The following is a 26,999-nucleotide window of genomic DNA, read 5'->3' as shown; positions in this document are numbered from 1 at the left end:
GGCACAGGAGCTGTGAACAGGTTGCGCTTGCGTGTGTCCGCGCGCCCGCTGCTCCCCCTCCTCGCGCTGGTCCCGCTGCTGGCGGGCTGCGGGGACAGCGGCGGGCTGGTGAGTGCCGGCTCCACGCCGACCGCGAGCGGGCCCGTACATCTGTGGCCCGACCGCCGCGGGGCGTCCGTACCGCCCGCCGATCCGGGTGGGGCCCCGCCCGAGTACGTCAAGGGGATCCCGCCGGTCCGCGACCAGGACGTGCACGCCGTCGACCCGGTGGCCCTCGTCCAGGCCGAGCTGCGCGCCCATCCGGACACCGAGGTCGGCGCGGACGGGATGCCGTCACGGACGGCGGCCGCGATCCAGGAGTGCGCGAAGGCCGAGGACGAGGACGAGCAGGATCCGGAGGCGTGCCCGGTGCTCAAGCCGTACTACCGGGACCTCACGGGCAACGGCAAGGACGAGCTGATCGTCGGCATCGAGTTCCCGGACAAGATGATGTCCGTACGGGTGTACACGGCCGACCCGGACGGGCGGCTCAACCGGATCATGGCGACCACGGAGACCGTCATCACGGTGGAACTGGCCGGGCGTGACGTGATCCTGCGGGTGCCCAGCGGCAACCACGGCTACGAGCTGATCACCGCCTGGTCCTGGGACGAGAAGCAGCTCACCATGCTGCCGACACGCGAGCAGATCGTACGGGTGCCCGGCAATCCGCAGGCCCCGGGCAGCCGGGAACCCGCTCCCGTGCCGGGCCGGCCGTGACGCCCGTGCGGCTGCCCGCCTGGACGGCCACGCTGACCTGGAAGTCGGCGTGCTTCATTGTGGTGATGTGCTGCTCGCTGGCGGCCGTGCTGGGCGCCCTCGTGCACGTGGAGGTGACCCGGCAGACGGTGGCCACGGCACGGGAGAAGGCACTCGGCAGACTGCTGGAGGTCTCGCGCGCGTACGAGGCGGGCGAGCCCCTTCCGCGCGGTTCGTGGCTGGATCCCGTCGGGCTGCCGCCCGAGCTGCGGGCGCTCGCCGTCAGCGGGCGCCGGGGCACTCTGGTGGCGGACCACCGGGGCCGCCCGACCATGTGGGCGGCGGGCCCGGCGGACGGCCGTGCCCTCGCGACCACCGTCGACTACGGGCAGAGCGCCCGCACGATCAGCGGGCTGGACAACGCGATCATCGGGTCCTCGCTGCTGGCGATCGGCGGCACGCTGCTGGTGGGCGCGTTCGCGGTGACCCGCGTGACCCGGCGCCTGCACCTGACGGCGGCCGTGGCCCGGCGGATCACCCAGGGCGACCTCGACGCGCGGGTGGACGACCCGCGGACGAGGACCCCCTCGCGGCACCAGGACGAGGTGGCGACGGTGGCCGCGGCGCTGGACACGATGGCCGGGAGCCTGCAGTCGAAGCTGGAGAGCGAGCGGCGGTTCACGGCGGACGTGGCGCACGAGCTGCGCACACCGCTGACGGGCCTGCAGGCGGCGTCGGAGCTGTTGCCGGAGGGGCGGCCGACGGAGCTGGTGCGCGAGCGGGTACGGACGATGCGGCAGCTGACGGAGGATCTGCTGGAGATCTCCCGGCTGGACTCGGGCAGCGAGGTGGTGGAGAGCGATCTGCACCAGCTGGGGCGGCTGGTACGCCGGGTGGTGCGGGCGTCCGGGACGGACTCGGAGGTGGTGATCGTCCGGGACGCGCACGTGGAGACGGACCGGCGGAGGCTGGAACGGGTGCTCGGGAACCTGGTGGCCAACGCCCACAAGCACGGGCGGCCGCCGGTGGTGCTGACGGTGGACGGGCCGGTGGTGACCGTACGGGACCACGGGGACGGCTTCCCCGAGTACCTGGCGGCGCACGGCCCGCAGCGCTTCCGCAGCGGGGGCGGCAAGGGGCACGGGCTGGGGCTGACCATCGCCGTGGGGCAGGCGGGGGTGATCGGGGCGCGGCTGGAGTTCCAGGCGGCGGAGGGGGGCGGCGGGCTGGCGGTCCTGACCCTGCCGGGCTCCTAGCCGGAGGCTCGGCGGTCCTGGCCGGATGCACGGGGGCGGCGGTGAACGGCGCGGGCCGCGGCCGGGCTCCTCGCCGGAAGCTCGACGGTCCCCGCCGATATGCACGGGGGCGGCGGTGAGCGGCGCGGGCCGCGGCCGGGCTCCTAGCCGGAGGCTCGGCGGTCCCCGCCGTTATGCACGGGGGCGGCAGTGAACGGCGCGGGCCGCGGCCGGGCTCCTGGCCGGAGGCTCGGCGGTCCCCGCCGGATGCACGAGGGCGGCGGTGAACGGCGCGGGCCCCTGCCGGGCTCCTCGCCGGTACACGGCCGGAGCCGGGGTCCCGGCCGGATAGACGCGGGCGGCGGTGAGCGGCGCGGGCCGCGGCCGGGGCTGGGCGCGCGCCGGGGCGTCTCCTCGGGCGCCGAACGTGACGAGGGGTCGGAAAGCCGGGCGGCAGTGCGTTCGGCGCCCTGCGGGGAGCGCCCCGACACACACCCGGCCCCGGCCTCCGCACACTGACGGTTCCTGGCCGCAGGCTCGACGGGGGCCGGGGCCCTACGACACGGGGCCCGAGGCTTCACCGTCGCGGACCGGGCGGAGGGCGGGGACGGGTGTGCCCGCAGGGCGTCGAACGCCTTGCCGCCGCGCTTTCCGACGCCTCGTCACGTTCGGCGCCCGACCCGACGCTCGCGGCCCCCGAACCGGCCCCGACGGGGTCAGGGACGCGGGGTCTTCGTCCAGGGCCAGCGGACCTTGGGCTTGGTGCCCGAGGGGCGGAAGTCGTACTTCCAGCCCTTCTGCAGGCCGAGCCGCTTGGAGTACCCCGCCGGGACGCGTTCGTACAGCAGTACCGTCGGCGGGCCGCCGTCCGGTGCCGGGACGGGGATCTCGTACCACTTCGGGGGGTGTCCGGTCGGGCCGAGGAGGACGGGGAGGACCCGGCCGTCCATCGGGCCGCCCTCGAACGGGGTCGGTTGGCTTCTCACCCCACCAGTGTCACAGCAGGTGGGCGGCCTCGGACACCACCGGGATCACGCGGCGGGCCAGGACCCCGACCGGGCCGTCCGCCGATTCCAGGGCGAGGGCGGCCCGGGCGGCCGCGGCCGTTTCCGGGTCGGTGGCGGCGGTGGCCGTCAGGAGGGCGATGAACTGGTCCAGCAGCCAGTCCCGGAGCCGCTCGACCTCGGGCTGCTTGCCCTCGTCGATCCATATGAGGGAGGCCGCCTCGACGGCCGTGATCCACGTACGGACCATCATGCGCAGCCGGGGTCCGGGGGCCGGGACGCCCAGGTGGAAGAGGATCTGCTCGGCGGCGGCCCGCCGGATGCCGTCGACCGTCGCCGTCGTGCGGGAGGTCTCCACGACGCTGCCGCCCTGCAGGAGGGCGGCGAAGCCGGCGTCGTGTTCGTCGACGAAGGCGAGGTAGCGGTCCAGGACCCGGGACAGACGCCGGGTCAGGGGCCCCTGCTGGGGTTCGGCGAAGCACAGTTCGAGGAGGTCGGCGGCCGAGCGGAGGGCGGCCTCGTAGAGCTGCTGCTTGCCGCCCGGGAAGTAGCGGTAGACGAGCGGGCGGGACACCCCGGCGGCCTCGGCGACGTCGTCGAGCGAGACCTCTTCCGGTGCCCGGTGCGCGAACAGCGAGAGGGCGGCGTCGAGGAGTTGGGCTCGCCGCTCCTCGACGCTCAGCCTGCGGTACGCGCGTACGGTCATGTCCGCAGGGTAGCCCCGCGGGCGCCGGACGAGTGGGTGTCCTGTGGATCAGGGCCCGATCAGCACAGGTCAGGCCCGGTCAGGTCCGTCCGGCCCGGACCGCGGACCGGCGGCGCGCCCCCGGCCCCCGGCCTACGCCAGCAGCCCCGAGCTCTGCCAGAGCCTGCGGCCGACCCCGCGCAGCACACCGATGTCGTCGAGGAAGTCGGTGAGCCGCTTCGCGCCGCTCTGCATGACCTCACGGCGGTGGCCGCTCGCCTTGGCCTGGGCGACGGCCTCGCGGCGGTCCAGGCCGATGTTGTCGTAGACGGCCGGGTTCACGAAGGCCAGCGAGAAGACGCGGGCGGCCTCGCCGCAGCTGATCCGGGTGAGTTCCTGCTCCCAGCGCGGGGCCGTCAGCATCTGGCGGCGCAGTTCCTCGCGGGCGTACCGGACGTGCCGGGCCTCTTCGATGACGTGGATCCGGGTGACGCCGCGGACCAGCGGCTGGACGCGCTCGTCCGGGAAGGTCAGGCGCTGCATCCAGTCGAGGATCTCCTCGCCGAGGAGGGTGCAGGCGAAGGAGCCGGGGGTGGTGGAGACGGTCTTCAGGATCCGCGCGAGGTTGTGGTTGAGGCGGGAGACCGGGTACTCGGGGGCGCCGGCCTTCTGGATCATGCGGGCGAACATCATCGAGTGGCGGCACTCGTCGGCGATCTCGGTGAGCGCGTAGCGGACGTGCTTGCTGGTCAGGGACTTGTCGTAGATGTGCCGGACCATGAGCTGCATGAGGATGATCTCGAACCAGATGCCGAGCGAGCCGAGCGCCGCCGCCTCGTGGCGGGAGAGGTCGATGCGCTGCTCCTCCCCCATCTTCTTCCACAGCGGGGTGTCGTAGAGGGAAAGCAGTTCCGGCGGCCAGTAGTACTTGCCCTCGATCGCCGGGGCGTCCCAGTCGAGTTCCTTGTCGGGGTCGAAGGAGTGCTTGGCCGAGGATTCGAGCAGTCGCTCGGCTATCTGCTCGCGGTCTTTGAGCAGGCCGAGGGCGTCCTGGAGCGCGGCTCGTTCGGTCACGGTCGTCATGGGTTCGGACACCTCGTCGTCGAGTTACCGGCGGTCACTTCTTATGAGACTGCCTGTCAGCAAGGCCGTCAATCCCTCGCGCACGACTTGTTGACCCCGCGTCTACCAACGTGTGACGCTGCCAACTGTCCGGTCCCACAAGGCAGTACGTGAGACGAGGGGGCGTCAGTGTCGACGCACGAGCTCTACACCGAGAACCCGGGCGAGCCGGTCTGGCAGGTTCCCGCCGCCGGCTCCGCCCGCTTCAGCTGGGAGTACGCCGACGGCCGCGAGCGGCTCCTGGCGCTCTACCAGAAGGGCAAGGACAAGCAGTGGGACGGCGGCAAGCGCATCGACTGGGACATCGAGGTGGACCCGTTCGATCCGCTGGGCACTCCCGAAGAGGCCCTGCCGCTGTACGGGACGCGGCACTGGGCCAAGCTCACCGCGAAGGACAGGGGCGAGCTGCGCCGGCACTACGCCTCCTGGAACTTCAGCCAGTTCCTGCACGGTGAGCAGGGCGCGATGGTGTGCGCGGCGCGCATCGTGGAGTCGGTGCCGGACCTGGACGCGAAGTTCTACTCCGCCACGCAGACCATGGACGAGGCCCGGCACGCCGAGATCTTCGGGCGCTTCCTGCACGAGAAGGTCGGGATGCTGTACCCGATCAACGACAGCCTCCAGGAACTGCTGGGCGACACCTTGCGCGACTCCCGCTGGGACATGCCGTACCTGGGCATGCAGGTGCTCATCGAGGGGCTGGCGCTGGCCGCCTTCGGCCTGATCCGCGACACGACCACCAAGCCGCTGCCGAAGCAGCTCCTGGCGTACGTGATGCAGGACGAGGCCCGGCACGTGGCCTTCGGGCGGATGGCGCTGCGCGACTACTACAAGCAGCTCACCGACGCCGAGCTGCGCGAGCGCGAGGAGTTCGTGATCGAGGGCTGCTACCTGATGCGGGACCGGCTGCTCGGGGTGGAGGTGCTGGAGAACTTCGGGATCGCGGCCAAGGAGGCGGCGCTGATCAGTGAGCAGTCGGAGTTCCTGCACCTGTTCCGCAAGCTGCTGTTCAGCAGGATCGTGCCGTGCGTGAAGGACATCGGGCTGTGGGGCGAACGGCTGCAGCGGGCCTACCTGGACCTCGGCGTCTTCGACATGGGCGACTCGAACCTGGACCTGCTGATGAGCCAGGACGAGGAGATCGCCGAGGCCCTCGACCGCGAGCGGTTCGCAGCCGAGGAGTCGGCGCGGGTGGCGGAGATCGAGGCCGCCATCGCCGACGGGGTGGATGCCCCCTGAGGATGTCCAGCCCGTCGAGCCCGGCCCGGTCGGCAAGACGCTCCCTGAGGCGTGTCCGGGCGGCCCTCGGCGGTCGGGCGGCCCTCGGTGCTCGGGCGGCCCTCGGCGCTCGGGCGGCCCTCGGCGGTCAGGCGGCCCTCGGCGCTCGGGCGGGCCGGCGGGGGCGGCCCGGGTGAGTCAGCCGGTTGCCAGCGCCGCCTCCATCACCGCCCGCGCGATCGGCGCCGCCGCGCCGTTGCCGCTGATGTCACCCCGGTCGGCCGACGCGTCCTCGACCACCACCGCGACCGCGACCTGCGGCAGCGCCGTACCCTCGGCCCTGGCCCAGGAGATGAACCAGGCGTACGGGGTACCCGCGTTGCCGACCCCGTGCTGCGCGGTGCCCGTCTTGCCGCCGACCACCGCGCCCGGGATCGCGGCGTTGCGGCCCGTCCCGTTCTCCACCACCTTGACCATCAGCTCCTGCAGCCGGACGGCGGTGGCCGGGTTCATCGCCCGCCCCAGGCTGCGCTGGTCGCCGCGCCGGACCTGGGAACCGTCGTCCTGGGTCGTCCGTTCCACCAGGTAGGGGTACTTGAGCTCGCCGCCGTTCGCGACGGCCGCGGCCACCATCGCCATCTGCAGCGGTGTCGCCGTGGTGTTGAACTGCCCGATCGAGGAAAGGGCCAGCTGGTCCTGGCTCATGTCGGTGTCGAAGTTCGACCGGGACACCCATGAGGGCACCCGCAGCCCCTCACCGTTGAAGCCGAAGCGCCGCGCCGCCTCCACCATCGCGCGCAGCCCGACCTGCACCCCGATCTTCGCCATCACCGTGTTGCAGGACCACTGCACCGCGTCCGCCATCGAGGCGTCCTCGCAGCCGGTGCCCGCGTTCGGCAGCAGGGTGCTGGTCCCGGGCAGGGGGTAGGGGTCGGGGGTCCTGGTCGGCGCGTCCACATCGGTGACCACGCCCGCGTCGAGGGCGGCCGCCGCCGTCACGATCTTGAAGGTGGAGCCGGGCGGGTACGTCTCGCGCAGCGCCCGGTTGAGCATCGGCCGGGCGGGGTCCGCGTTCAGGGCGGACCACGCCTCCTTGACCTTCGTACCCGTACCGGAGAGCACGGCCGGGTCGTACGAGGGGCTGCTGACCAGCGCGAGGATCTTCCCGGTGGCGGGCTCGACGGCGGCCACCGCGCCGCGCTTGCCCGCGAGCCCGGCGTACGCGGCGAGCTGCATTCCGGAGCGGACGGTGGTGGCGGCGTTTCCGCCGGCGGGGCGGCCGCGGGCCAGTTCGTACCAGAGCGGGAAGGCCGAGAGCCCCGGGTCGGTGCCCGACAGGATCGCGTCCTCGGCGCGCTCGACGAAGCTGGTCCCGTAGATCTGGGAGGAGAAGCCGGTGACGGGCGCGTACAGCGGGCCGTTCGTGTAAGTCCGCTCGTAGCGCAGCAGTTGGCCGCTGTCGCGGGATCCGGTGACAGGGCGCCCGTCGACCAGGATGTCCCCCCGGGGTTCGGCGTAGCGCGCGATGGCGGGGCGTTTGTTGGCGGGGTTCGCGCCGTAGGCGGCGGACTCCCAGACCTGCACGCGGGCGATGTTGACCAGCAGGGCGACCAGCAGGAGGGCGCAGAAGTACGCACACCAGCGGATGTAGCGGATCACTCGGCCGGCTCCTTCGCGGGGCGGGGTCTGCGGGCGCTGTCGCTGAGCCGGACCAGCAGGGCGACGATGATCCAGTTGGTGACGACGGAGGAGCCGCCCTGCGCGAGGAAGGGCATGGCCATGCCGGTGAGCGGGATCAGGCCGCTGACACCGCCCGCGATGACGAACACCTGGAGCGCGACGATCGAGGCGAGCCCGGTGGCGAGCAGCCGCCCGAAGGGGTCGCGCAGGGCGAGCCCTGCGCGGAAGCCGCGGGCGACGAGGAGCCCGTAGAGGAGCAGGATCGCGGCGAGGCCGACAAGCCCGAGCTCCTCGCCGGCGGTGGCGAGGATGAAGTCCGACTTGGCGGCGAAGCCGATGAGGAAGGACTGGCCGTGGCCGAGTCCCGCGCCGAGGAGGCCGCCTGCGCCGAAGGCGAAGAGGGACTGGGCGAGCTGGCCGGGGCCCTCGCCGCGCTCGATGGAAGCGAAGGGATTCAGCCAGTCGTCCACCCGGCTGTGCACGTGCGGTTCGAAGGTCCCGACGGCGTACGCGCCGAGGGCGGCGAGCAGCAGTCCGATCGCGATCCAGCCGATCCGCCCGGTGGCGGTGAACAGCATGATCACGAACAGTCCGAAGAACAGCAGCGAGGTTCCCAGATCCCGCTCCAGAACCAGCACGCCGACGCTGAGCAGCCAGATCGCGAGGATCGGGCCGAGGACGCGGCCGGGGAGGAGCCGGAGCTTCCAGAAGAGCCGGCGGCCGGTGAGGGCGAGCGCGGTGCGGTTCGCGGCGAGGTAGGCGGCGAAGAAGACCGCGAGGAGGATCTTGGCGAACTCCCCCGGCTGGAAGGAGAGCCCGGCGAACCGGATCCAGATGTGCGCGCCGTTGACCGCCGGGAAGAAGACGGGGATCAGCATCAGGACCAGGGCCACCGCGACGGAGAGGTACGCGTACCGCTGGAGCACCCGGTGGTCGCCGAGCAGCGCGACGACCAGCACGAAGAGCGCCACGCCCAGCGCGGACCACAGGAGCTGGTCCCCGGCGGTGAGGTGCCCGGGGGTGGTCACGTCGAGGCGCTGGATGAGGACGAGGCCGAGGCCGTTGAGGAGGACCGCGATGGGGAGCAGGAGAGGATCGGCGTACGGGGCCCGCAGGCGGACGGCGAGGTGCGCGAGCAGGGCGGCGACGCACAGACCGGTGGCGTAGCGGGCGGCGGGCCCGGGGATGTGGCCGGTGGTGGCGAGGCCGACGTAAAGGTGACCGAGGACGGAGATCAGGACGGCTCCGGCGAGGAGCGTCAGCTCGACGCCGCGCCGCTTGGGGGCGCCGGCGCCGGGGGGCGGGGGCGGGGCGGGCTCCGTCACCTTTGCCGTCAGAGCGGTCATGCACCGAAACGTAGCAAGCAGGCGGATGATATGTCCGCTTATGCCATAGTGTGCCGAAGAGTCGTCACAAACGGTCGGAAGTATCGAAAGTGAGGAGCCGAGGCGCATGGGACCTGTGGAATTCATCGTCCTCGCCTTCCCGGAGGAACAGCTGCGCGCCCCGGCGGTCGAGGCCGTGATGGGGCTGCGCAAGACCGGGGTGGTCCGGCTGATCGACGGAATCGTGGCGACGAGGACGGCGTCGGGGGACGTACTGGCGGCCGAGTTCGACGAGTTCGTCGAGCTGCACGGCCTGCTGACGGGCCGGGACGTGGCGCGGCTGATCGGGCCGGAGGACATCCAGGAGGCGGTGGGGCTGCTGGAACGCGGGAGCTGCGCCCTGCTGCTCGTGGTCGAACACCTGTGGGCCGAGGACGCGGCGATCGCCGTACGGGCCGCGGGCGGCAGGATCGTCGGCTCGGTCCGCATCCCGCCGGACCGGGTACCGGCGGACCCGCGGGCGGGGGTGGCCTGATGTTCATCCGCCCGATGGGAGTAACGGTCCGCCCGGCGAACCGCCCGCCGGGGCACCCGCTGCTGCGGGGCCTGCTGGCGCGGGCGTCGGGAGCCCCGGAGCCGACGGCGGGTTCGGTGGGGGCCTCGGAGCCGATGGCCACGGACCCGGTGGGCCTGGTGGGCCCGGCCGAACCGCCGCCCGGGGTGCCGCCGGAGCCCCCACAGCCGGCCGATCCGGAGCCGGCGGAGGCGCCGACGATCCCACCGGACCACACCGTGGCGGCCGGCCCGACCCCCTCGGCCGGCCTGGCGGCGGAGCTCACCCAGCTGGCCGGCCTGGCCCGCGAGGGCCTGCTGACCCCCCAGGAGTTCACGACGGCCAAGGCCCGCCTGCTGCGCGACTGACGGAGGGGCGGGGCCCATCACAGACCAGGGCCCGTGTCGGGGGAAGCGCGTCCAATCGCTACGCGCTCCCCATCTCTCAGCGTCTCCATCTCGTCCTGGGCTGGACATAGGCCGCCCACGACCCGCAGGCGATCCTCCCGGGAGGCGTCTGACGGCCGGCTGGGGTGAAGACGGGCTGGACAGCGGCTATGTCGTCGTGGATGCGGGTCAGCGCACATGGACGGCCAGAAAGGCCAACCATTCACCCCAATTGCACCTGTTTGTTCATGGACTTATGGGGTGCTGCTCGCGTTGACCCGGTTCTACGACGGAATAGCCGATCTGCCGGCCGTCTGCCCCTCTCAGCGGCTCTCATCAACGACTGACGGGCGCCGGTCGCGGTCATGGAGAAGCGCGTAGCGATCTGGGGCGGCCTATGTCCAGCCCCAGACGGTCGTCGGACGCTGAGAGATGAGGAGCGCGTAGCGATTGGATGCGCTCCCCCGACGCGGATGCCGGTCTGTGATGGGCCCCGTCTCTGGACCGTGCCCACGGGGGTCTCCTCGCGCATCTCTGGCCGCCCCGTCCCTGGAAAGGAACACCCGGCCCGTTCCTTTGGGGGCTTCCCGGCAGTCTTTCGTTTCTCCGGGGCGGGACGGTCGGTCAAGGGTGGAGCGCAGCGACATCACGCAGTGACGCGACGAAGGAGCGCCCTTGAGGGACCGGCCCGACACGGAGGGACGATGGGACTGACGGGAAACCCCCATACCCCACCCTGACCCCGCCCCAGCAGATTCCGCCCCCCGAAGCCCCCGCCCCACCTCCCCGACCCCGCCCTCCCCACCCCCAACCGGGTGAGGCCTCGCGACCGGCCGACTCCGCTGGGGGATTTGTCATACCGGGCGTGGCAGCATCGGCCGCCTCGGAGGTGATCCCATGTCACATCGGCTGTCCTATCGGCCGCTTCGCGCCGTCTGCATCGCCGCAGTGCTCGTCGTCGCCGGGCCGGTCCCCGGGGCCGGGGCCGAGCCGGGGCTTCCCGAAGGGGAGTCCGTCGGGGTGCTGCTCACCCGCCTGCAGGGCCTGTACCAGAAGGCCGAGGAGGCCTCCGAGGCCTACAACGCCACCGACGTGGCCCTCCGGGCCGGCCAGACCGAGGAGCGGCTGCGCGCCGCCGAACTCGGCAAGGCCCGTACCGCGCTCGACTCCGAGAGGGCCCTGGCCGGGCGGATCGCCCGGGAGCAGTACCAGGGCGGCCAGGGGCTGTCCCCGTACGCGCGGATGCTGCTCGCCGGGAGCCCGCAGGCCGCCCTGGACCAGCGTCGGCTCGCCGCCCGCGAGGGCGCCCGGCGGGCGGGCGTACTGGCGCGGCTCGCCCGGGGCGAGAAGAGGGCCGACGCGCTCGCCGCCCGGGCCCGCGAGGCCCTGGACGCCCGGCAGACCCTGGCCGCGCAGCAGAAGATCCACAAGGACGAGGTCGCAGCGCAGCTCAAGGAGGTCGAGCGGGTGCTCGCCGCCCTGACCCCGGACCAGCTCACCCGGCTCGGCGCGCAGGAGGCCGAGAACACCGCCTCCGCGCAGCGGGACCTGGTCGATTCGGGTCGCCTCCCCACCCGTACGGGCACCCCCACGGCGGCCGGTGGCGCCGCCCTCACCTACGCGGCGGCCCAGATCGGCAAGCCGTACGTCTGGGGCGCGGAGGGGCCGGGGTCCTTCGACTGCTCCGGGCTGACCTCGCAGGCCTGGGCGCACGCCGGGCGCACCATCCCGCGGACGAGTCAGGAGCAGTGGGCCCGGCTGCCGAAGGTGCCGCTGGACCAGCTGCGCCCCGGGGACCTGGTGGTCTATTTCCCCAAGGCCACCCATGTGGGCCTGTACGTGGGCGACGGCAAGGTGATCCAGGCGCCGCGGCCGGGGGCCCTGGTCAAGGTTTCGCCGATCGCCGCGAACCCGCTGCTGGGGGCCGTCCGGCCGGACCCGGACGGCGCCCCGCTGACGGAGTTCACCCCGCCCGAGCTGCCCGAGGCGGCGGCGGGCGAGGCAGGGGGCGAGCCAGCGGGCGAGGCGGGGGGCGATACCGGCTATTCCGCCGAGGAGGCCCCGGACGCCCCGGACGCCACGGCTGCCGACGCCGACGCGACCTCCGCCAGGTAGTCGGCGGTGTCCTCGGGGTCGTAGAAGTACGAGTCGAAGTCGGCCGGGTTGTCGAAGCCGTTGGCGAATCGATTCGCCACCGGCTGGAGCTGCCCGGCCGCACCGATCAGGTTCAGTACGTGCTCCGGCGGGACGCCCAGCATCGCGTTCGTCCACTGGGTGACCGGCTTGCCCGTGGTGAACCAGTACTTGTCGAAGGTGGCCTTCATCCACGCCTCGTCGAACGGCTTGTCCCCGTGCATCAGGATCGACGACAGGTACGAGGCGGCGCACTTCGCGGCGGAGTTCGAGCCCTGCCCGGTGATCGGGTCGTTCGCGACGACCACGTCCGCGACGCCCAGCACCACGCCGCCGCCCGGGAGGCGCCCGATCGGGTTGCGGACGACCGGCGCGTAGCGCCCGGCGAGCGTGGCGCCCGCGTCCGTCAGCTCCACCTTCGTCGCCCGGGAGTACTCCCACGGCACGAACTTCTCCATCAGCTCCAGCGTGAGCGCCAGGTGCTCCGCCGGGCCCTTGACGCCGTTGAAGACGTCGAGCGGACCGCCCGGAACGCCCTCCCAGAACAGGATGTCCGCCCGGCCCGAGGTGGTCAGGGTGGGCATGACGAAGAGCTCGCCGACGCCCGGGACCAGGTTGCAGCGGACCGCTTCCGTCTCCGGGTGCTCCGGGCGCGGGCCCAGGCCGTGCACGTAGGCGACGGCGAGCGCGCGCTGCGGGGCGTCGTACGGGGAACGCGCCGCGTCCCGACCGAACATCGAGACGAGTTCGCCCTTGCCGGCGGCGACCAGCACCAGGTCGTAGGTACGGGAGAAGAAGTCGAGGTCGGCGACCGAGGCGCCGTGGATGACCAGCTGCCCGCCGCGCTGCACGAAGGTGTCGAGCCAGCCGGCCATCTTCACGCGCTGGTCGACGGACTGCGCGTACCCCTTGAGCCTGCCGAGCCAGTCGATGGCGCGGCCGGCGTCGGGGGTGGCGACGGAGACGCCGAGGCCCTCGATCTTCGGGGCCTGCTGCTCCCAGAAGTTGATCTGGAGATCGCGCTCGTGCTGCAGGGCCGTGTCGAACATGCACTGCGTGGACATCACCCGCCCGGTGCGGATCTCGTCCGCCGTCCGGTTGGACATGAGGGTGACCTCGTACCCCTTCGACTGGAGTCCGAGGGCGAGCTGGAGACCGGACTGGCCGGCTCCCACGACAAGTATCTTGCGCATCTCTCACGCTCTCTGTTCGGGGTGCTCTATTCGGGGGTGGTGTCGAGGGCGTGGCCCACCAGGGCGAGCAGTGATTCGACCACCGTGTCGCGGCGCCGCGCGTCCATGATCACGACGGGCACGTGGGGCGGGACGCTGAGCGCCTCGCGCACGTCGTCGGGTTCGTACGACTGCGAGCCGTCGAAGTGGTTGACGGCGACGGCGTACGGGAGCCCGCAGGTCTCGAAGTAGTCGAGGGCCGGGAAGCAGTCGCGCAGGCGGCGGGTGTCGGCCAGGACGAGACCGCCGATGGCGCCGCGCACCAGGTCGTCCCACATGAACCAGAACCGCTCCTGGCCGGGGGTTCCGTACACGTAGAGGACGAGGTCGTCGTCGAGGGTGACGCGGCCGAAGTCCATGGCGACGGTGGTGGTGTTCTTGTCGGGGGTGCCGGACAGGTCGTCGGTCGGGGCACTCGCCTGGGTCATCACCGCCTCGGTACGCAGCGGGGTGATCTCGGAGACGGAGGAGACGAAGGTGGTCTTGCCGACGCCGAAACCGCCCGCGACCAGCACCTTGACGGCGACGGGGGCGCGGGAGCGGTCGTACTGCCAGGGCTGGGCCGGGTCGTCGTCCGACTGCGGCAGGGACACCGGGTTGTCAGAGACGGCGAAGACCACTGAGCACCCTTTCCAGCAGCGCGCGTTCGGGACGGCCGCTGCCGTGCCCCGTTGCGTAGACGCGGATCCGTCCCTGGTCGGCGAGGTCGCTGACCAGGACCCGGACCACGCCGAGCGGGAGCTTCAGCAGCGCGGCTATCTCGGCGATCGTCCGCATGCGGCGGCAGACCTCGACGATGGCGGGCATCTCGGGCATGCGGTCGGGCTTCTGCGGCTCCGAGACCTTCGTGTCCAGGGCGGCGACGAACGTCTCGACGTGCAGGACCTGCGTGAAGCGGGTGCGGCCGCCCGTGAGGGAGTACGGGCGGACGCGGGCGGGGCGGCGGTCGGCGCCGCGTATCGGCAGCCGGTCGGAGGCCGTACTCCTCACGGGGTGTTCTCCATCGACTGGCGCAGCTCACTGCGGACTTCGGGGGTCAGGACGTGGCCGGCGCGGCCGACGAACAGAGCCATGTGGTAGGCGACGACGCTCATGTCGCAGTCGGGGGTGGCGTGCACGCCCAGCAGTGAGCCGTCGCTGATGGCCATGACGAAGACGGAGCCGTGCTCCATCGCCACCATGGTCTGCTTGACCGAGCCGGTCTCCATGAGGGCCGCGGCGCCGGTGGTGAGGCTGCCGAGGCCGGAGACGATGGTGGCGAGGTCGGCGGAGGCGCCGCGCGGGCCCCTGGTCTTGGGCCGGTCGGCCGGTTCGGCCGTGCCCGCTCCCGGGTCGGAGGACAGGAGCAGCAGCCCGTCCGAGGAGACGACGGCGACGGAGTTGACGCCGGGTACCTCCTCGACCAGGTCGGTGAGCAGCCACTGCAGGTTGCGGGCCTGGGTGCTCAGTCCGTACGTACTGGGCGCGGTCATGTGCGTGCCTCCTGTGCGGTGTCCCCCCGGTCGGTCTTGCTCTGGCCCTGCCGCTGCGTCGGCCCCTGGTCGAGGGCCTGGTCGAGCGCCGGGTCAGGGGCTTGGTCGGGCCCCTGCTCCTGGGCGAGTTCGGCGGCGACGACGCGCCGTCCGTCCTGGGCTCCCTGGTAGAAGCCTCCGAGCCGGCGCCGCAACTCCTCGGCGTCGACGCGGCGTGGCGGCTCGGGCCGTACGTCGTCACGGGCCGCGCGCTTGGCGGGGACGGCACGCGGGGTCCGCTTGGGCAGGCCCTTGTCGGTGACGGCGCCTTCGCCTTCGGCCTGGTCGGCCGGGTGGCTGCCCTGGCGGGGGAGCCAGTTGCCCTCGGCCGGGGCGTGGGTGTGCGGCTCCGCCTCCGGTTCGGTTTCCTCTGCGTCTTCCTCTACGTCTTCCTCTACGCCGGCCACGGGTACGGCGGGGTCCGCCACGCCGGAGGCGGCCGGCTCCGCGTCGGGGACGACCCGCGCGAGCAGCTGTTCCTCAGGGGTGGGCCCGTCCCCTGCCCGGGGCGCGGCGACGAACACCTGGTCGGCGGGGACCGCCCCGGCCGTGGCGGGCGCGTCGGCGACCGGGTCCTGGTCCGGCTCCGCCGGGGTCTCGGCGACGACGGCGGGTCCGGCCAGCGCCTCGGCCAGGGTGATCGGGACCGCCGCGACGGCAGGCTCAGGGGCCCGCTCCGGCTCCGGCTCCGGCTCCGGCTCGACGGCAGCCGGAACGACCGGCTCCTCGGCGAGGATCTCGGCAGCGGCCACCGCATCGGCCTCGGCTTCGGCTTCGACCTCGGCTTCCGCAGCCGCTTCTGTAACGGCATCCGCGTCCGTAACGGCATCCGCGTCCGCGCCCGCGTCCGGAGCGGCATGCGTCCCCCGCCGCCGCTTCGGCAGCGTGTTCTCGTTCGCCTCCGCTATCACTCCCGGCAGCCGCAGCGCGGGCGCGCCCGGCATGGTCAGGGCGTGCACCGGGGAGACCACCGGGGTGGTGGGCAGCAGCGCCGCCGGGACGACCACCAGGGCCTCGGTCCCGCCGTGCCGCGGGGTGCGCAGCTCGGCGGTGACCCCGTGCCGGGCCGCGAGCCGTCCGGCCACGTACAGCCCGAGGCCGAGACCGTGTTCCGCCTCGGGTTCCTCGTCGTAGGCCTCGGGCGTGGACAGCCGGGTGTTCAGCGATTCCAGGCGGTCCTCGGTGACGCCGATGCCCTCGTCCACGACGGACAGCACCACGTCACCGGAGCCCTGAAGCCAGCCGGAGACCTTCACCTTGACGTCCGGCGGGGAGAACGTGGTCGCGTTCTCCAGCAGTTCGGCCAGCACGTGCGAGATGTCGTCGGCGGCGTGCCCCGCGACCTGGGTGTACGCGGGCAGCGAGGCGAGTTCGACGCGCTCGTAGCGCTCGATCTCGCTGACGGCGGCCCGCATCACGTCGACCAGCGGCACCGGCAGGCCCTGCCCGTGTCCGTGTTCCTGCCCGGCGAGGACCAGCAGGTTCTCGTTGTGGCGGCGCATCACGGTCGCCAGGTGGTCCAGCTTGAAGAGGGTCGCCAGCCGGTCGGGGTCCTGTTCCTTGGACTCCAGCTCCTCGATGACCGCGAGCTGGCGCTCCACCAGGCCCAGGGTCCGCAGCGACAGCGAGACGGAAGTCGTCGACATGATGCGCCGGTGCTCCTCCAGCCCCGCCCGCAGCTGCGTCAGTTCTTCCTCCAGCGCGTCCCGGCCGGCGGCCAGCGCCTCGCTGCGGCCGATGATCCGGCGCCGGTCGGCGTCGAGCCCGGCGATCCGGGTGTGCAGGGAGACCGTCTGGTCGCGCACCGCGTTCAGGTGGCGCACGACCTCGGCGAACTCGTCGTTGCGGCCCGTGAACCGGACCGGTTCCACCGAGCCTTCCGGGGTGGCCAGCCGCTCCGCGCCGCGGCGCAGGACCGACAGCGGCCGGGTCAGCGACCGCGCCACGGCGGTCGAGACGCCGACGGCGAAGAGGAACAGCACGCCCAGCAGTGCGATCGCGACTTCGAGCCGGGTCACGTCGTCGTCGCGCAGCGCGGCCAGGGCGGAGGCCCGTTCGCTCGCGAGGGTGGCCTCCACGGTGCGCATGCGGTCGATGCGGGCGGTCAGCGCGGTGCCGACGGTGGCGCCGTCGGTCTTGCGGTCGGCGGGCGTGAGGGTGGGCCGGTCGGTGAGCCGCTTGAGGAAGTCGTCGGCCGTCTTGACCTCGGGGCCGGTGACGGTGGCGGCCAGGGTCTGGCGTACGTCGGGCCGCGCGGCCCGCGCGAAGTCGTCGAGGGCGGCCTGTTCCCGTACGCGCGCCCGCTGGGCGGCGGTGGTGAGTTCGTCGACCACGGCCGAGCCCGGGGCCTGGTCGCCGCGGGGGACGGCCAGCGCGGCGAGCAGCAGTCCGCGGGTGGCCGAGGCCTGTTCCACGGCCTGGCCCAGCGGGGCCAGCGGACGGGTGGTGGTGAGGGCGGCCTCGGCGCGCGGCGGGGTCAGCTCGGCGAGCCGGTCGCCGGGTGCGAGGAGTTCCGCGATGACCGAGGCGTAGGCCTGGTGGGCGGCGAGGGCGGTGCCCTTGCCGTCGACGGCCTCGGCGCGGACGGTCCGTACGCGGGCGAGGGCCCGGGCGGTCGCCTCGTCGGCCTCGGCCTGGACCTCGGCGAGCTGCCGGTCGGTCCCGGCGATGCGCTCCTGGACGGGCCCCTTGGCCGTGCCGGGGCGGCCCTTGGCGGCGTACTCGACGACCGCGTCACGCTCGTCACCGAGGAGGTGCGTGAGGGTGAGGGTCTGCCGGGTCTGTTCCGCGAGGGTGACCAGGTGCTGGGAGTCGTTCAGTTCCGTCGAGGCGGAGACGACGGCGGGCGCGCCTGCCGCGAGGACGGTGAGGCCGGCGACGGCCACGCCGACGACCAGCCTGCGGCGCACGCGGACGCGGCGTCCTGCGGGGGCCGGGCCGTCGGCGGCGGTGCCGTTCTTCCGAGACCGCTTCTTCTGCACCGGTGCTCGCAATCCTGTACGTGTGCTCTTGCTCGTCTACTCGTGTGGCCGAGGTAACGGCCGGTCAACAAGTAAACGCCCCCTGCTCCCTCGTACCGCCTCAGACCTTTGCAGCGTGCTGGGGAGAGAGCCGCACATCACCCAACCGGCCACTCGAACGAGTGAACATCACGGATGAGTTGCCGACCAACTCGGGCACCCTGTGCCGGAGCGCTTCCGTGGACAGGTGGTTGAAAGATCGATACGGGCTTTGGCAGGATGCCCGCCCACAAGACCGCCCCGCCGTCCCGGCCGTCGCGGCCCGTACCGGGCGGCCGGTGTGCGGGGCCGCCGGGACGCGCCCGATTTGGTACGGACCTGCCTGCGCCGGCCGCCTCCCGCGCGGCAGAATGCGGGTATGCGCATCGACCTCGCCTCGGCCCCCGGCCACCAGGAACGCCCCAATGAGGACTGGGTGTCGGCGGCGATCCCCGCTTCGGGCGGCGGCGTCCTGGTGCTCCTGGACGGGGTCACCCCGCCGCGCGGCGACGACGGATGCGTGCACGGAGTGCCCTGGTTCACGGCCCGCCTCGGCGGCCGATTGACCGAACTGTCCGGATCGCGACGGGACATGCCGCTCGATCAGGTTCTGGCCGAGTCCGTCCGCGCCGCGGCCGAAGCCCACCGCGACACCTGTGACCTTTCTCACGTGCGGACCCCGCAGGCGACGGTCGTCGTGGTCCGCTGGGACGCGGAGTACGTGGAACACCTCGTCCTCTCGGACTCCGTACTGCTCCTGCAGGCATCCGACGGCGGGGTGACGGCGGTGCTCGACGACCGGCTGGACCGGATCCCGCGGGAGGTGCTGGGCTCGGTGGCCGCGACGGACGCCCTGCGCAACGCGGAGGGCGGGTTCTTCACGGCGGCCGCGGATCCGGCGGTGGCAGCCCGGGCCGTGACGGGGCGCACCCCGCGCGGGCAGGTGCGGGCGGTGGCCGCGCTCACGGACGGGGCGAGCCGGTGGACCGACACCTTCGGGCAGGGCGACTGGGCCGACTGCCTGGCGGTGCTGCGGAAGGAGGGCGCGCAGGGCCTGATCGGCCGGGTGCGCGCCATCGAGGCCGACGCGGCCTTCCCGTCGGCCCGGTACAAGCGGCACGACGACGCGTCGGCCGTCTACGCGGAGCTGTGAGCGGTCCCCGGTCCGAGCGGGTCTACTCCGCGCCCGCGTTCAACTGGTTCAGCAGCCGGGCCAGTTCCGCCACCTCGCCGCGGTCCCAGTCGGCGAGCTTGCGCATGTACTGCTCGCGCCGCGCTCCGCGGACCCGCAGGAACCGCTCCCGGCCCTCCTCCGTGAGGCCGACCAGGGAGGCCCGGCCGTCGGCGGGGTCCGGTTCGCGGGCCACCAGGCCGAGGACCTCCAGGGCCCGCAGCTGCCGGCTCATGGTGGCTTTGCCGACCCCGAAGTAGGCGGCGAGCTCGGTGGCCCGCTGCCGGCCGGCCGCCTCCAGGCGTACGAGGAGCCCGTACGCGGCCGGCTCCAGCTCGGGGTGGAGCTCGCGGGCCATCTCGCCCGAGGAGGCGCGGGCCCGCCGGAGGAAGACGGACAGCTCCCGCTCCAGGGCAAGGAACTCCTGGTCTTCACTCCCGTGCACGTCCCGCTCCTTCGATGATGTGTGGCACCCGGATGGTGCGGGGCCAGTATTTCGCAGCGGGTGTGCCGACGGCCCGGTACCCCGCCGCAGCGGGGCACCGGGCCGTGTGCACGCGTCAGGCCGCCGCGACGACCGTGGCCTCCGCCCGGGCCAGGGCGAGCTCCAGGACCTGGCGCACATCGGTCACCGGGTGCACCTCCAGCCTCTCCAGCACCTCCGCCGGGACGTCGTCCAGGTCGGCCTCGTTGCGCTTCGGGATGATGACGGTGGTCAGTCCGGCCCGGTGCGCGGCGAGCAGCTTCTGCTTCACCCCGCCGATGGGCAGGACGCGCCCGGTCAGCGAGACCTCGCCGGTCATGGCCACGTCCGTGCGCACCTGCCGTCCGGAGAGCAGCGAGGCGAGGGCGGTGGTCATCGTGATGCCCGCGCTCGGGCCGTCCTTGGGCACGGCGCCCGCCGGGAAGTGGATGTGCACGCCCCGGTCCTTCAGGTCGGCGACCGGGAGCTCCAGTTCCGCGCCGTGGGAGCGCAGGAAGCTCAGGGCGATCTGCGCCGACTCCTTCATGACGTCGCCGAGCTGGCCGGTGAGGGTCAGGCCGGCCGCGCCCGTCTCCGGGTCGGCCAGCGAGGCCTCCACGAACAGCACGTCGCCGCCCGCGCCGGTCACCGCGAGGCCGGTGGCCACGCCGGGGACGGCGGTGCGCCGCTCGGCCGGGTCCTGGGCGGACTCCGGTACGTGGTGCGGGCGCCCGATCAGGGCCCGCAGGTCGTCGGCGCCGATGCTCAGGGGCAGTTCCCGCTCCCCCAGTTCGTGCTGCGAGGCGACCTTGCGCAGCAGGCGGGCGAGGGACCGCTCCAGGGTGCGTACGCCCGCCTCGCGGGTGTACTCCCCGGCCAGCCTGCGCAGGGCGTCCTCCCCCAGGACCACCTCGTCGGGGCCGAGTCCGGCGCGCTCCAGCTGGCGCGGCAGCAGGTGGTCGCGGGCGATGACGACCTTCTCGTCCTCGGTGTACCCGTCGAGCCGGACGAGCTCCATCCGGTCGGCCAGGGCCTCGGGGATGGCCTCCAGGACGTTGGCGGTGGCCAGGAAGACAACGTCGCTGAGGTCCAGTTCCACCTCCAGGTAGTGGTCGCGGAAGGTGTGGTTCTGCGCCGGGTCGAGGACCTCCAGCAGGGCGGCCGCGGGGTCGCCGCGGTAGTCGGAGCCCACCTTGTCGATCTCGTCGAGGAGGACCACCGGGTTCATCGATCCGGCCTCCTTGATCGCCCGGACGATCCGGCCGGGCAGGGCGCCGACGTAGGTCCGGCGGTGGCCGCGGATCTCGGCCTCGTCGCGGACGCCGCCGAGGGCGACGCGGACGAACTTGCGGCCCATGGCGTGGGCCACGGACTCGCCCAGCGAGGTCTTTCCGACGCCGGGCGGCCCGACGAGGGCCAGCACGGCGCCGCCGCGGCGGCCGCCGATGACGCCCATGCCGCGCTCGCCGCGCCGCTTGCGGACGGCGAGGTATTCGGTGATGCGGTCCTTCACGTCACTGAGGCCCGCGTGCTCGGCGTCGAGCACGGCCCTGGCGCCCCGGATGTCGTACTCGTCCTCGGTGCGCTCGTTCCAGGGCAGTTCCAGCACGGTGTCCAGCCAGGTCCGGATCCAGGACCCCTCCGGGCTCTGGTCGCTGGCCCGCTCCAGCTTCTCGACCTCCTTGAGCGCGGCCTCCCGTACCTTCTCGGGGAGGTCGGCGGCCTCGACGCGGGCGCGGTAGTCGTCGGACTCCTCGCCGTCCTTCTCGCCGTTCAGCTCGCGCAGTTCCTTGCGTACGGCCTCCAGCTGCCGCCGGAGCAGGAACTCGCGCTGCTGCTTGTCGACGCCGTCCTGGACGTCCTTGGCGATGGACTCGGCCACGTCCTGCTCGGCGAGGTGGTCGCTGAGCGCCTTGACGGCGAGCCTGAGGCGGGCGACCGGGTCGGCGGTCTCCAGCAGTTCGACCTTCTGCTCGACCGTCAGGAAGGGCGAGTACCCCGAGTTGTCCGCGAGCGCGGAGACGCCGTCGATCTGCTGGACCCGGTCCACGACCTGCCAGGCGCCGCGCTTCTTGAGCCAGCTGGTGGCGAGTGCCTTGTACTCCTTGACGAGCTCGGTGACCGCCCCGGGCAGCGGATCGGGCACCGTCTCGTCGACGCTCTCGCCCTCGACCCAGAGCGCGGCCCCGGGGCCGGTGGTCCCGGCCCCGATGCGGACCCGGCCGAGGCCGCGGATGAGGGCCCCTGGGTCCCCGCCGGAGAGCCGGCCGACCTGCTCGACGGTGCCGAGCACACCGGTCCCGGCGTACGTACCGTCGATGCGCGGCACGAGCAGGACCCGGGGTTTGCCGCTGCCGCTCTTCCCGGCTGCGGCCTGCGCCGCCTCCACGGCGGCGCGCACCTCGGCGTCGGACAGGTCCAGCGGTACGACCATTCCGGGCAGCACGACCTCGTCGTCGAGCGGCAGCACGGGCAGGGTGAGTGTGACGGACGTCGAAGCCATGATCTTCCCTCCGGCAGTGAAGTTGAGCTCTGCCGACTCAATGCATGTGCGCCTCCCGATGTTCCCCAAGGCCCGTTCGCCCGGGGCGAACGCGTCAGACCGCGGAGATGCGGATGTCGCCCGAGCTGGTCTCCACCGAGATCCGGGAGGAGGCGGAGGCGTCGTCGGGAAGGGTGATGTCGCGGTCGCCGGAGTCGGTGGAGACCTTGATCCGGTACGGAGCCTGCGGGACCTCCAGGGTGACGTCGCCCGAGCTGGTCTCGGCGAGCACCGATGCCGGGGCCTTCGTGAAGTCCAGGCGGGCGTTGCCCGAGGACGAGCGGATCTCGGCGCTCGGGCCGGACAGCTCGGTGGCGGTGATCTCGCCCGAGGAGGTACGGACCTTCAGCGGGCCGCCGATCCGGCCGGCCGTGACGGTGCCGGAGTCGGACTCCACCTCGGCCCCCGCGACACCTGTCACGGCGATGTCGCCGCTGGAGCTCTCCAGCTCGACCGTGGCGGTGGCCGGAACTTCCAGCCGGTAGTCGATGTAGCAGTTCCCGGAGCAGTTGTCGCTGAAGGTCAGTACGCCTGCGGTGACCTTCTGGCCGGTCGCCGGAACGGTGTCCCCGCGGTAGTGGACGGTGCGGTGGACCGTGACTCCGGGGCCGGTCCCGGGGGTGACGTCGATCGAGCCGGACCGGGCCCCCGTCACCTTCACGGCTTTGACCGCCTCGGTGACGGTGGCGTCGGCGGCCGCCGTCTTGTAGGCGTCGTCCGCGAAGGCGCCGCCCGGGAAGGAGCAGCCGGCCAGGAGGAGGCCGGCGCCGAGGGCGGCGATCGCGGTGCGGGCCATGCGGGCGGACGTGGTGTGAGAGGTCATGTCCCGATTCTGGGTCGGGAGCGTGCTCCGGGCCGATGGGGCTCGTACCCGGACCCTCGGTGGGGCTAACCCCCGTCCTCCGTCTGCTACCGGCCTGTGGTCACGGGGAGCTCCGAGGGCATGCCCCACTCGCTCCAGGAGCCGTCGTACACCGCGATCTCCTCGTACCCGGCGAGGTCGGCGCCGAGGGCCAGTACGCAGGCGGTCACCCCGGAGCCGCAGCTGAGGTAGAGCCGTTCCCGTCCCCCCGTCAGCGCCCGGAAGACGGCGCGCAGTTCCCCGGCCGGGCGCATCAGACCGTTCGCGTCCTGGAGTGCGGCGAACGGCAGGTTGACCGCGCCCGGCATGTGGCCGCCGCGCAGGCCCGGGCGGGGTTCGGGGGCGGTGCCGGCGAAGCGTTCGCGTGTGCGGGCGTCGAGGACGGCCGCGGCCGGGTCGGCCAGCGCCCGCGCGACGGTGGCGCTGTCGACCAGCAGCCCGGTCCGGGGCCGGGCGGTGAAGGAGCCGCGCGGGCCCTGGTACGCCGGGCCGGTGGCCGAGGTCGGCAGGCCGGCGGCGGTCCAGGCGGGCAGCCCCCCGTCGAGGACGGCGGCCCGGTCGAAGCCCATGGCACGCAGCATCCACCAGGCGCGGGCGCTGGAGTAGACGCCGGCGCCGTCGTAGACGACGACGGTGTCCGAGTCGTCGACGCCGAGGGCGCGCATCGCCTCGGTGAACTCCGGGGCCCCGGGCATGGTGTGCGGGGCGGGCGCGGTGTGGTCGGACAGGGGCCCGTCGAGGTCGAAGGGGCGGGCGCCCGGGATCCGGTGGGCCGCGGCGCGGTGGGCGCCGACGGAGGCGTCGAAGAGGACAAGGCCGGGCGCACCCAGCCGCCCGGCGAGCCAGTCGGCCCCGACGAGCGGTCCGGGAAGGGGCCCGGGAAGCGATCCGGTCGACGCGCCGGGCAGCGCCTCGGGCAGGGCTTCGAGCTGCGCTCCGGGCAGCGCCTCGGGCAAGGCTCCGGGCTGCGCTTCGAGTTGCGCTTCGTGCTGTGCTTCGGACACGGCGTCCTGGGGCGGGGTCATGCGGCACCTCCGGCTGTTCGACACGGGTCGCCCCATCCTCCGACGCGGCCCGGACCGGCCCCCCGCGCGGGGGTCAGCCGCAGCCGCCCGGCCGGGCGTAGACCGCCACCCGGGCGCCGCGCACCCCGGTCACCGAGCACAGCTCGAAGCGGGCCGCCAGCTCCTCCCGCTTGACCGCCTCCCGCGGGTACGGGTCCAGCGGCTGACCGGCCGGGTCCAGCAGGGCGATCACCCGGGGCGAGGCCAGCAGCGCCGAACGGATCCGGTCCGGGGACAGTTCGGTGCCCTGAAGACTGTGCGAGGCCGCCGGGGTGCGGTCCAGGGCCACGTCGCGCAGCTCCCGGTAGAGCTCGGGCGAGGACAGCAGCCACTCGCGCCGGCGCGAGGGCATGAACAGCACCGCGTCCCCCGGCCGGGCCCGCTCCCGGACCGCGGCGGCCACCGCGAGCACGTCGTCCTTGCGGCTCTCGGGGGTACGCAGCCACACCGACCAGACGGCGAACGGCACCAGGAGCGCGGCCGCCGGCAGCCACGGCCACCATCCGCGGGCCTGCGCGAGCCGGACCCCCGCCAGCAGGGCGAGCCCGGCCAGCGCGTAGATCACGTACCGGTCGACGTACCAGGGGTTGACCAGTGAGATCACCATCAGCACCCCGGGCGGCAGCAGGACGAGCGGGAGCGCCACCCGTACGAGGTCGGGCGGAGCGCCCCGCGCGAGCAGCAGGGCCGCGGCGCCCACCACCCCGTACGCCGCCCAGTCCTGCCAGCTCGGCCGCCCGAGCCAGCCGAGCTGCTGCTCGGCCTGCAGGGCGCTCACCACGGCGAGCGGCAGCAGCAGGACCAGCACGACGGCGGCGCTCCGGCGCCAGCCGTGCGAGCGCCACCCGGTGAAGGCGTGGGCGAGCAGGGCGAGCGCGGCGAACTCGTGCAGCCAGCAGCCGAGCAGCAGCACCACCGTGTAGGCCGGCCAACGCTCGCGCAGCATCAGGTACGTCGCCCACACCACGGCGGCCGCGACCAGGGCGTAGGAGCGCCCCTCCTGGGCGTACATCTGCACGGGGGGCAGTACGGCGTACACGCAGCCCGCGAGCAGCGCGGCCCGCTCCCCCGCGAGCCGGTGGGCGACGGCGGCCACCCCGGCGGCCGCGAGGGCGGTGGCGGCGACGGAGGGCAGCCGCAGCGCCCACAGGCCGCCCTCCCCCACCTGGAACACCGCGTGCATGAGCACGTAGTGCAGGCCGTGGACGGCGTCGACCCGGCCCAGCAGCTCCACGATCCCGCCGAGCGGCCGGTGGGCCACCTGCCAGGTGACGGACTCGTCGCGCCACATGCTGCCGCCCCGCTCCAGGCCCCAGAGGCCGAGGAGCACGGCCAGCAGCGGCGGGAGCAGGCGCCAGGGGGCGATCCGGCTGATGTCGGCCTCCGCGTGCGGTCGGGACGGGTGTCGCAACGGGTGTGCGGACTCCATACTCGGGGGTGGACACGAGTCCCTGCGGAGGTGGGTGTGCACGCGTTACGAGCGGTTGCGGTGGCAGTGCTGAGCACGGTGGCCCTGGCGGGCTGCGGGCCCTCCGGTGCCGGGGGCGGCGACGACCCGGCCCCGAAGTCCTCCACCGGGCCGGGCACGAGCGCGAGCGCGTCTGCGGACCCGGGCGCGAGTACGAGCCCGGGCGCGAGTACGAGCCCGGGCGCGACGGCCGCCCCGACCACGAGCCCCACGGCCGGCCAGGTCCCCGCCCCCGGCGAGACCCTGGTCCGGGTCACCCGGACCGGCGGCTTCGCCGGGCGGACCCACACCCTCGTCGTCAAGGGCGACGGCTCCTTCACCCGGCTCGACGCCGGGGCGAGGCCGACGGGCACCGGAAAGCTGTCCGGGGCGGAGCTCGCCGCCCTGCGCACCGCCCTGCGGGAGGCCGACTTCGCCCGGCTGCCCCGGATCGCCACCGGCGGCCCGACGATCTACGACGGGTACTACTACGCCTTCGTGCACGGCGGCCACGAGGTGGCCAGCGACCAGGGGTCCCTGCCGGAGGCCCTGACGAAGGTGCTGGACGCGCTGCCCCCGTTCACCGGCGGCTAGGGCCTGTCTTTGGGATCATGCCGGGCCCGGCATGATCGGAAAGACAGGCCCTAAGCCGTCTCTTCCGGATCTTGCCGGGTCAAGCCCGCGTCGCCTGGTGCCGTGCCTCTCCCCCGGCTACCGCTGGGAGGGGCCCCCGGGCGCAGCGGCGCCCGGATGAGGCGCGGTGCCAGGCGGCGCGGGTCAGGCAAGATCAGAAAGAGACGGCCCGGGCCGTCTCTCAGGACGCGGCCGAGATGTCCCGCAGCAGCCGGTCCAGGAATCCGCGCAGCCGGGCCGGCATGTCCACGCTTCCGGGCGCCAGCACCCACTGGATCTGCAGGCCGTCCATGACGGCGAGGATCTCCCGGCCGACGGCCCCGCAGTCGGTGTCCGGGCGCAGTTCGCCGCGGCCGACGCCCGCTTCCAGCAGGTCGACGGTGTAGCCGAGCACCCGGTCGTAGCGCTGGGTGAAGTACGCGTGTGCCGGGTGCTCCGGGTTGCCGGATTCGCCGACCAGGGTGTTGAACATCCGGACGATGCCGGGCCGCCGCTCGTTGTCGGCGGCGAGTTCCACGACGGTGGTGAAGTGAGCGGCGACCGACCCGGCGGGCTCGCTGAAGAGCCGCTCCACGTCGTGCCGCTCGCTCTGGGCGAGGACCGAGAGCAGCAGGTCCTCCTTGCCGCGGAAGTGGTGCAGCAGTCCGCCCTGGGTGATGCCGCAGTCGGCGGCGATGCGGGCCAGCGAGGACGCGTTGAAGCCCCACTGCGCGAAGTGCTCGACGGCGGTGTCGAGGATCTTCTGCCGCCGGGCGTCGCCCACCGCGTAGGTCCCCCGGGCCGAGCCCTTCGAGGCCTTGCGCTCCGTCCGCTCCGTGCGCTCCGTCCGCTCGGTCCGCTCGGTCCGCTCCGTGCGCCCCGTGTCCTGTGCCATGCGGACAGCCTAAGGCGCGGCGTTTTCCGGCCGTCCGGTCCGCGTGACCCAGCTCACTTTTCAAAAACCTAGCAGGTGCATGGTTTTCGGCTCTACCTTGACCGTGCCGATCCGCCCGGTCA

General features: G+C 73.3%; 24 protein-coding genes. 8 read left to right on the top strand and 16 right to left on the bottom strand.

Annotated features, from left to right (window positions below; genetic code table 11):
- Positions 1-33: 33 nt before the first annotated feature.
- Positions 34-759: a hypothetical protein gene (locus ACFY0D_RS08505; RefSeq protein ID WP_390797603.1), complete on the top strand. Its 726-nt coding sequence runs from the start codon at positions 34-36 to the stop codon at positions 757-759.
- A gap of 65 nt (positions 760-824) precedes the next feature.
- Positions 825-1,994, top strand: coding sequence for a histidine kinase dimerization/phospho-acceptor domain-containing protein (locus ACFY0D_RS08500; protein ID WP_390797761.1), 1,170 nt, complete (start codon positions 825-827; stop codon positions 1,992-1,994).
- A gap of 695 nt (positions 1,995-2,689) precedes the next feature.
- Here the strand turns inward: ACFY0D_RS08500 and ACFY0D_RS08495 are convergent.
- The 3 genes from ACFY0D_RS08495 to ACFY0D_RS08485 form a co-directional block, all read right to left on the bottom strand.
- The gene (locus tag ACFY0D_RS08495; protein ID WP_150259279.1) at positions 2,690-2,959 is read right to left on the bottom strand and encodes a hypothetical protein; all 270 of its coding nucleotides are present in this window, start codon (positions 2,957-2,959) and stop codon (positions 2,690-2,692) included.
- Between the two features lie 10 nt (positions 2,960-2,969).
- Positions 2,970-3,683 carry a helix-turn-helix domain-containing protein gene (locus ACFY0D_RS08490; protein WP_314244005.1) on the bottom strand — a complete coding sequence of 238 codons (714 nt, stop codon included), beginning with the start codon at positions 3,681-3,683 and terminating at the stop codon, positions 2,970-2,972.
- A 132-nt stretch (positions 3,684-3,815) separates the two neighbouring features.
- Entirely contained in the window at positions 3,816-4,745 is a 930-nt protein-coding gene (locus ACFY0D_RS08485) for a diiron oxygenase (RefSeq protein ID WP_390797602.1), read from the bottom strand.
- 168 nt (positions 4,746-4,913) lie between these two features.
- Here ACFY0D_RS08485 and ACFY0D_RS08480 point away from each other — a divergent pair, with 168 nt between their 5' ends.
- Positions 4,914-6,023 carry a ferritin-like domain-containing protein gene (locus ACFY0D_RS08480; RefSeq protein WP_390797601.1) on the top strand — a complete coding sequence of 370 codons (1,110 nt, stop codon included), beginning with the start codon at positions 4,914-4,916 and terminating at the stop codon, positions 6,021-6,023.
- 177 nt (positions 6,024-6,200) lie between these two features.
- Here the strand turns inward: ACFY0D_RS08480 and ACFY0D_RS08475 are convergent, their stop codons facing one another.
- Together ACFY0D_RS08475 and ACFY0D_RS08470 are read right to left on the bottom strand one after the other, a co-directional pair.
- Entirely contained in the window at positions 6,201-7,661 is a 1,461-nt protein-coding gene (locus ACFY0D_RS08475) for a penicillin-binding transpeptidase domain-containing protein (RefSeq protein WP_390797600.1), read from the bottom strand.
- Complete coding sequence (locus ACFY0D_RS08470; protein WP_390797599.1) at positions 7,658-9,028, bottom strand: FtsW/RodA/SpoVE family cell cycle protein; 1,371 nt, start codon at positions 9,026-9,028, stop codon at positions 7,658-7,660. The genes ACFY0D_RS08475 and ACFY0D_RS08470 overlap by 4 nt, the downstream gene beginning before the upstream one ends.
- A gap of 106 nt (positions 9,029-9,134) precedes the next feature.
- Here ACFY0D_RS08470 and ACFY0D_RS08465 point away from each other — a divergent pair, with 106 nt between their 5' ends.
- From ACFY0D_RS08465 to ACFY0D_RS08455, 3 genes are all read left to right on the top strand, one after another.
- On the top strand, positions 9,135-9,542 hold the full coding sequence (locus tag ACFY0D_RS08465) for a DUF6325 family protein (protein ID WP_390797598.1): 408 nt from the start codon (positions 9,135-9,137) through the stop codon (positions 9,540-9,542).
- On the top strand, positions 9,542-9,928 hold the full coding sequence (locus ACFY0D_RS08460) for an SHOCT domain-containing protein (protein WP_390797597.1): 387 nt from the start codon (positions 9,542-9,544) through the stop codon (positions 9,926-9,928). The genes ACFY0D_RS08465 and ACFY0D_RS08460 overlap by 1 nt, the downstream gene beginning before the upstream one ends.
- Positions 9,929-10,843: 915 nt before the next feature.
- Positions 10,844-12,061 carry an NlpC/P60 family protein gene (locus ACFY0D_RS08455; RefSeq protein ID WP_390797596.1) on the top strand — a complete coding sequence of 406 codons (1,218 nt, stop codon included), beginning with the start codon at positions 10,844-10,846 and terminating at the stop codon, positions 12,059-12,061.
- Here ACFY0D_RS08455 and ACFY0D_RS08450 read toward each other — a convergent pair.
- The 5 genes from ACFY0D_RS08450 to ACFY0D_RS08430 are packed head-to-tail and all read right to left on the bottom strand — an operon-like array spanning position 11,989 to position 17,803.
- A complete protein-coding gene (locus ACFY0D_RS08450) occupies positions 11,989-13,272 on the bottom strand; it encodes a styrene monooxygenase/indole monooxygenase family protein (RefSeq protein ID WP_390797595.1) in 1,284 nt (427 codons plus the stop codon). The genes ACFY0D_RS08455 and ACFY0D_RS08450 overlap by 73 nt on opposite strands.
- 26 nt (positions 13,273-13,298) lie before the next feature.
- Entirely contained in the window at positions 13,299-13,931 is a 633-nt protein-coding gene (locus ACFY0D_RS08445; protein ID WP_314243985.1) for an ATP/GTP-binding protein, read from the bottom strand.
- Positions 13,912-14,301, bottom strand: a complete 390-nt coding sequence (locus tag ACFY0D_RS08440; protein WP_109781348.1) for a DUF742 domain-containing protein — start codon at positions 14,299-14,301, stop codon at positions 13,912-13,914. Before ACFY0D_RS08440 ends, ACFY0D_RS08445 begins: the two co-directional genes overlap by 20 nt.
- Complete coding sequence (locus ACFY0D_RS08435) at positions 14,298-14,783, bottom strand: roadblock/LC7 domain-containing protein (RefSeq protein ID WP_301366478.1); 486 nt, start codon at positions 14,781-14,783, stop codon at positions 14,298-14,300. The genes ACFY0D_RS08440 and ACFY0D_RS08435 overlap by 4 nt, the downstream gene beginning before the upstream one ends.
- Positions 14,780-17,803: a nitrate- and nitrite sensing domain-containing protein gene (locus tag ACFY0D_RS08430; RefSeq protein WP_390797594.1), complete on the bottom strand. Its 3,024-nt coding sequence runs from the start codon at positions 17,801-17,803 to the stop codon at positions 14,780-14,782. Before ACFY0D_RS08430 ends, ACFY0D_RS08435 begins: the two co-directional genes overlap by 4 nt.
- A 397-nt stretch (positions 17,804-18,200) precedes the next feature.
- Between ACFY0D_RS08430 and ACFY0D_RS08425 the strand changes: the two genes are divergently transcribed.
- The gene (locus tag ACFY0D_RS08425; protein WP_390797593.1) at positions 18,201-18,974 is read left to right on the top strand and encodes a protein phosphatase 2C domain-containing protein; all 774 of its coding nucleotides are present in this window, start codon (positions 18,201-18,203) and stop codon (positions 18,972-18,974) included.
- A 22-nt stretch (positions 18,975-18,996) separates the two neighbouring features.
- On the opposite strand, the gene ACFY0D_RS08420 is transcribed toward ACFY0D_RS08425, so the two are convergent.
- From ACFY0D_RS08420 to ACFY0D_RS08400, 5 genes are all read right to left on the bottom strand, one after another.
- The gene (locus tag ACFY0D_RS08420; RefSeq protein WP_030013696.1) at positions 18,997-19,437 is read right to left on the bottom strand and encodes a MarR family winged helix-turn-helix transcriptional regulator; all 441 of its coding nucleotides are present in this window, start codon (positions 19,435-19,437) and stop codon (positions 18,997-18,999) included.
- Between the two features lie 115 nt (positions 19,438-19,552).
- On the bottom strand, positions 19,553-21,958 hold the full coding sequence (lon, locus tag ACFY0D_RS08415; RefSeq protein WP_390797592.1) for an endopeptidase La: 2,406 nt from the start codon (positions 21,956-21,958) through the stop codon (positions 19,553-19,555).
- Positions 21,959-22,052: 94 nt separating this feature from the next.
- Positions 22,053-22,820: a DUF4097 domain-containing protein gene (locus ACFY0D_RS08410; protein ID WP_390797591.1), complete on the bottom strand. Its 768-nt coding sequence runs from the start codon at positions 22,818-22,820 to the stop codon at positions 22,053-22,055.
- A gap of 86 nt (positions 22,821-22,906) precedes the next feature.
- Positions 22,907-23,884 carry a sulfurtransferase gene (locus ACFY0D_RS08405; protein WP_390797590.1) on the bottom strand — a complete coding sequence of 326 codons (978 nt, stop codon included), beginning with the start codon at positions 23,882-23,884 and terminating at the stop codon, positions 22,907-22,909.
- A 73-nt stretch (positions 23,885-23,957) separates the two neighbouring features.
- Complete coding sequence (locus ACFY0D_RS08400; protein WP_390797589.1) at positions 23,958-25,334, bottom strand: hypothetical protein; 1,377 nt, start codon at positions 25,332-25,334, stop codon at positions 23,958-23,960.
- Between the two features lie 78 nt (positions 25,335-25,412).
- On the opposite strand from ACFY0D_RS08400, the gene ACFY0D_RS08395 reads away from it, so the two are divergent.
- On the top strand, positions 25,413-25,964 hold the full coding sequence (locus ACFY0D_RS08395) for a hypothetical protein (RefSeq protein WP_390797588.1): 552 nt from the start codon (positions 25,413-25,415) through the stop codon (positions 25,962-25,964).
- Positions 25,965-26,184: 220 nt separating this feature from the next.
- On the opposite strand, the gene ACFY0D_RS08390 is transcribed toward ACFY0D_RS08395, so the two are convergent.
- Positions 26,185-26,877 carry a TetR/AcrR family transcriptional regulator gene (locus ACFY0D_RS08390; protein WP_390797587.1) on the bottom strand — a complete coding sequence of 231 codons (693 nt, stop codon included), beginning with the start codon at positions 26,875-26,877 and terminating at the stop codon, positions 26,185-26,187.
- Positions 26,878-26,999 lie beyond the last annotated feature (122 nt).

It is taken from the genome of Streptomyces sp. NPDC001502, assembly GCF_042894785.1.
In the GTDB taxonomy this organism is placed as follows: domain Bacteria; phylum Actinomycetota; class Actinomycetes; order Streptomycetales; family Streptomycetaceae; genus Streptomyces; species Streptomyces kutzneri.
The sequence above is the reverse complement of the archived record's forward strand: the minus strand, read 5'-3'. Positions and strand labels throughout refer to the sequence as shown.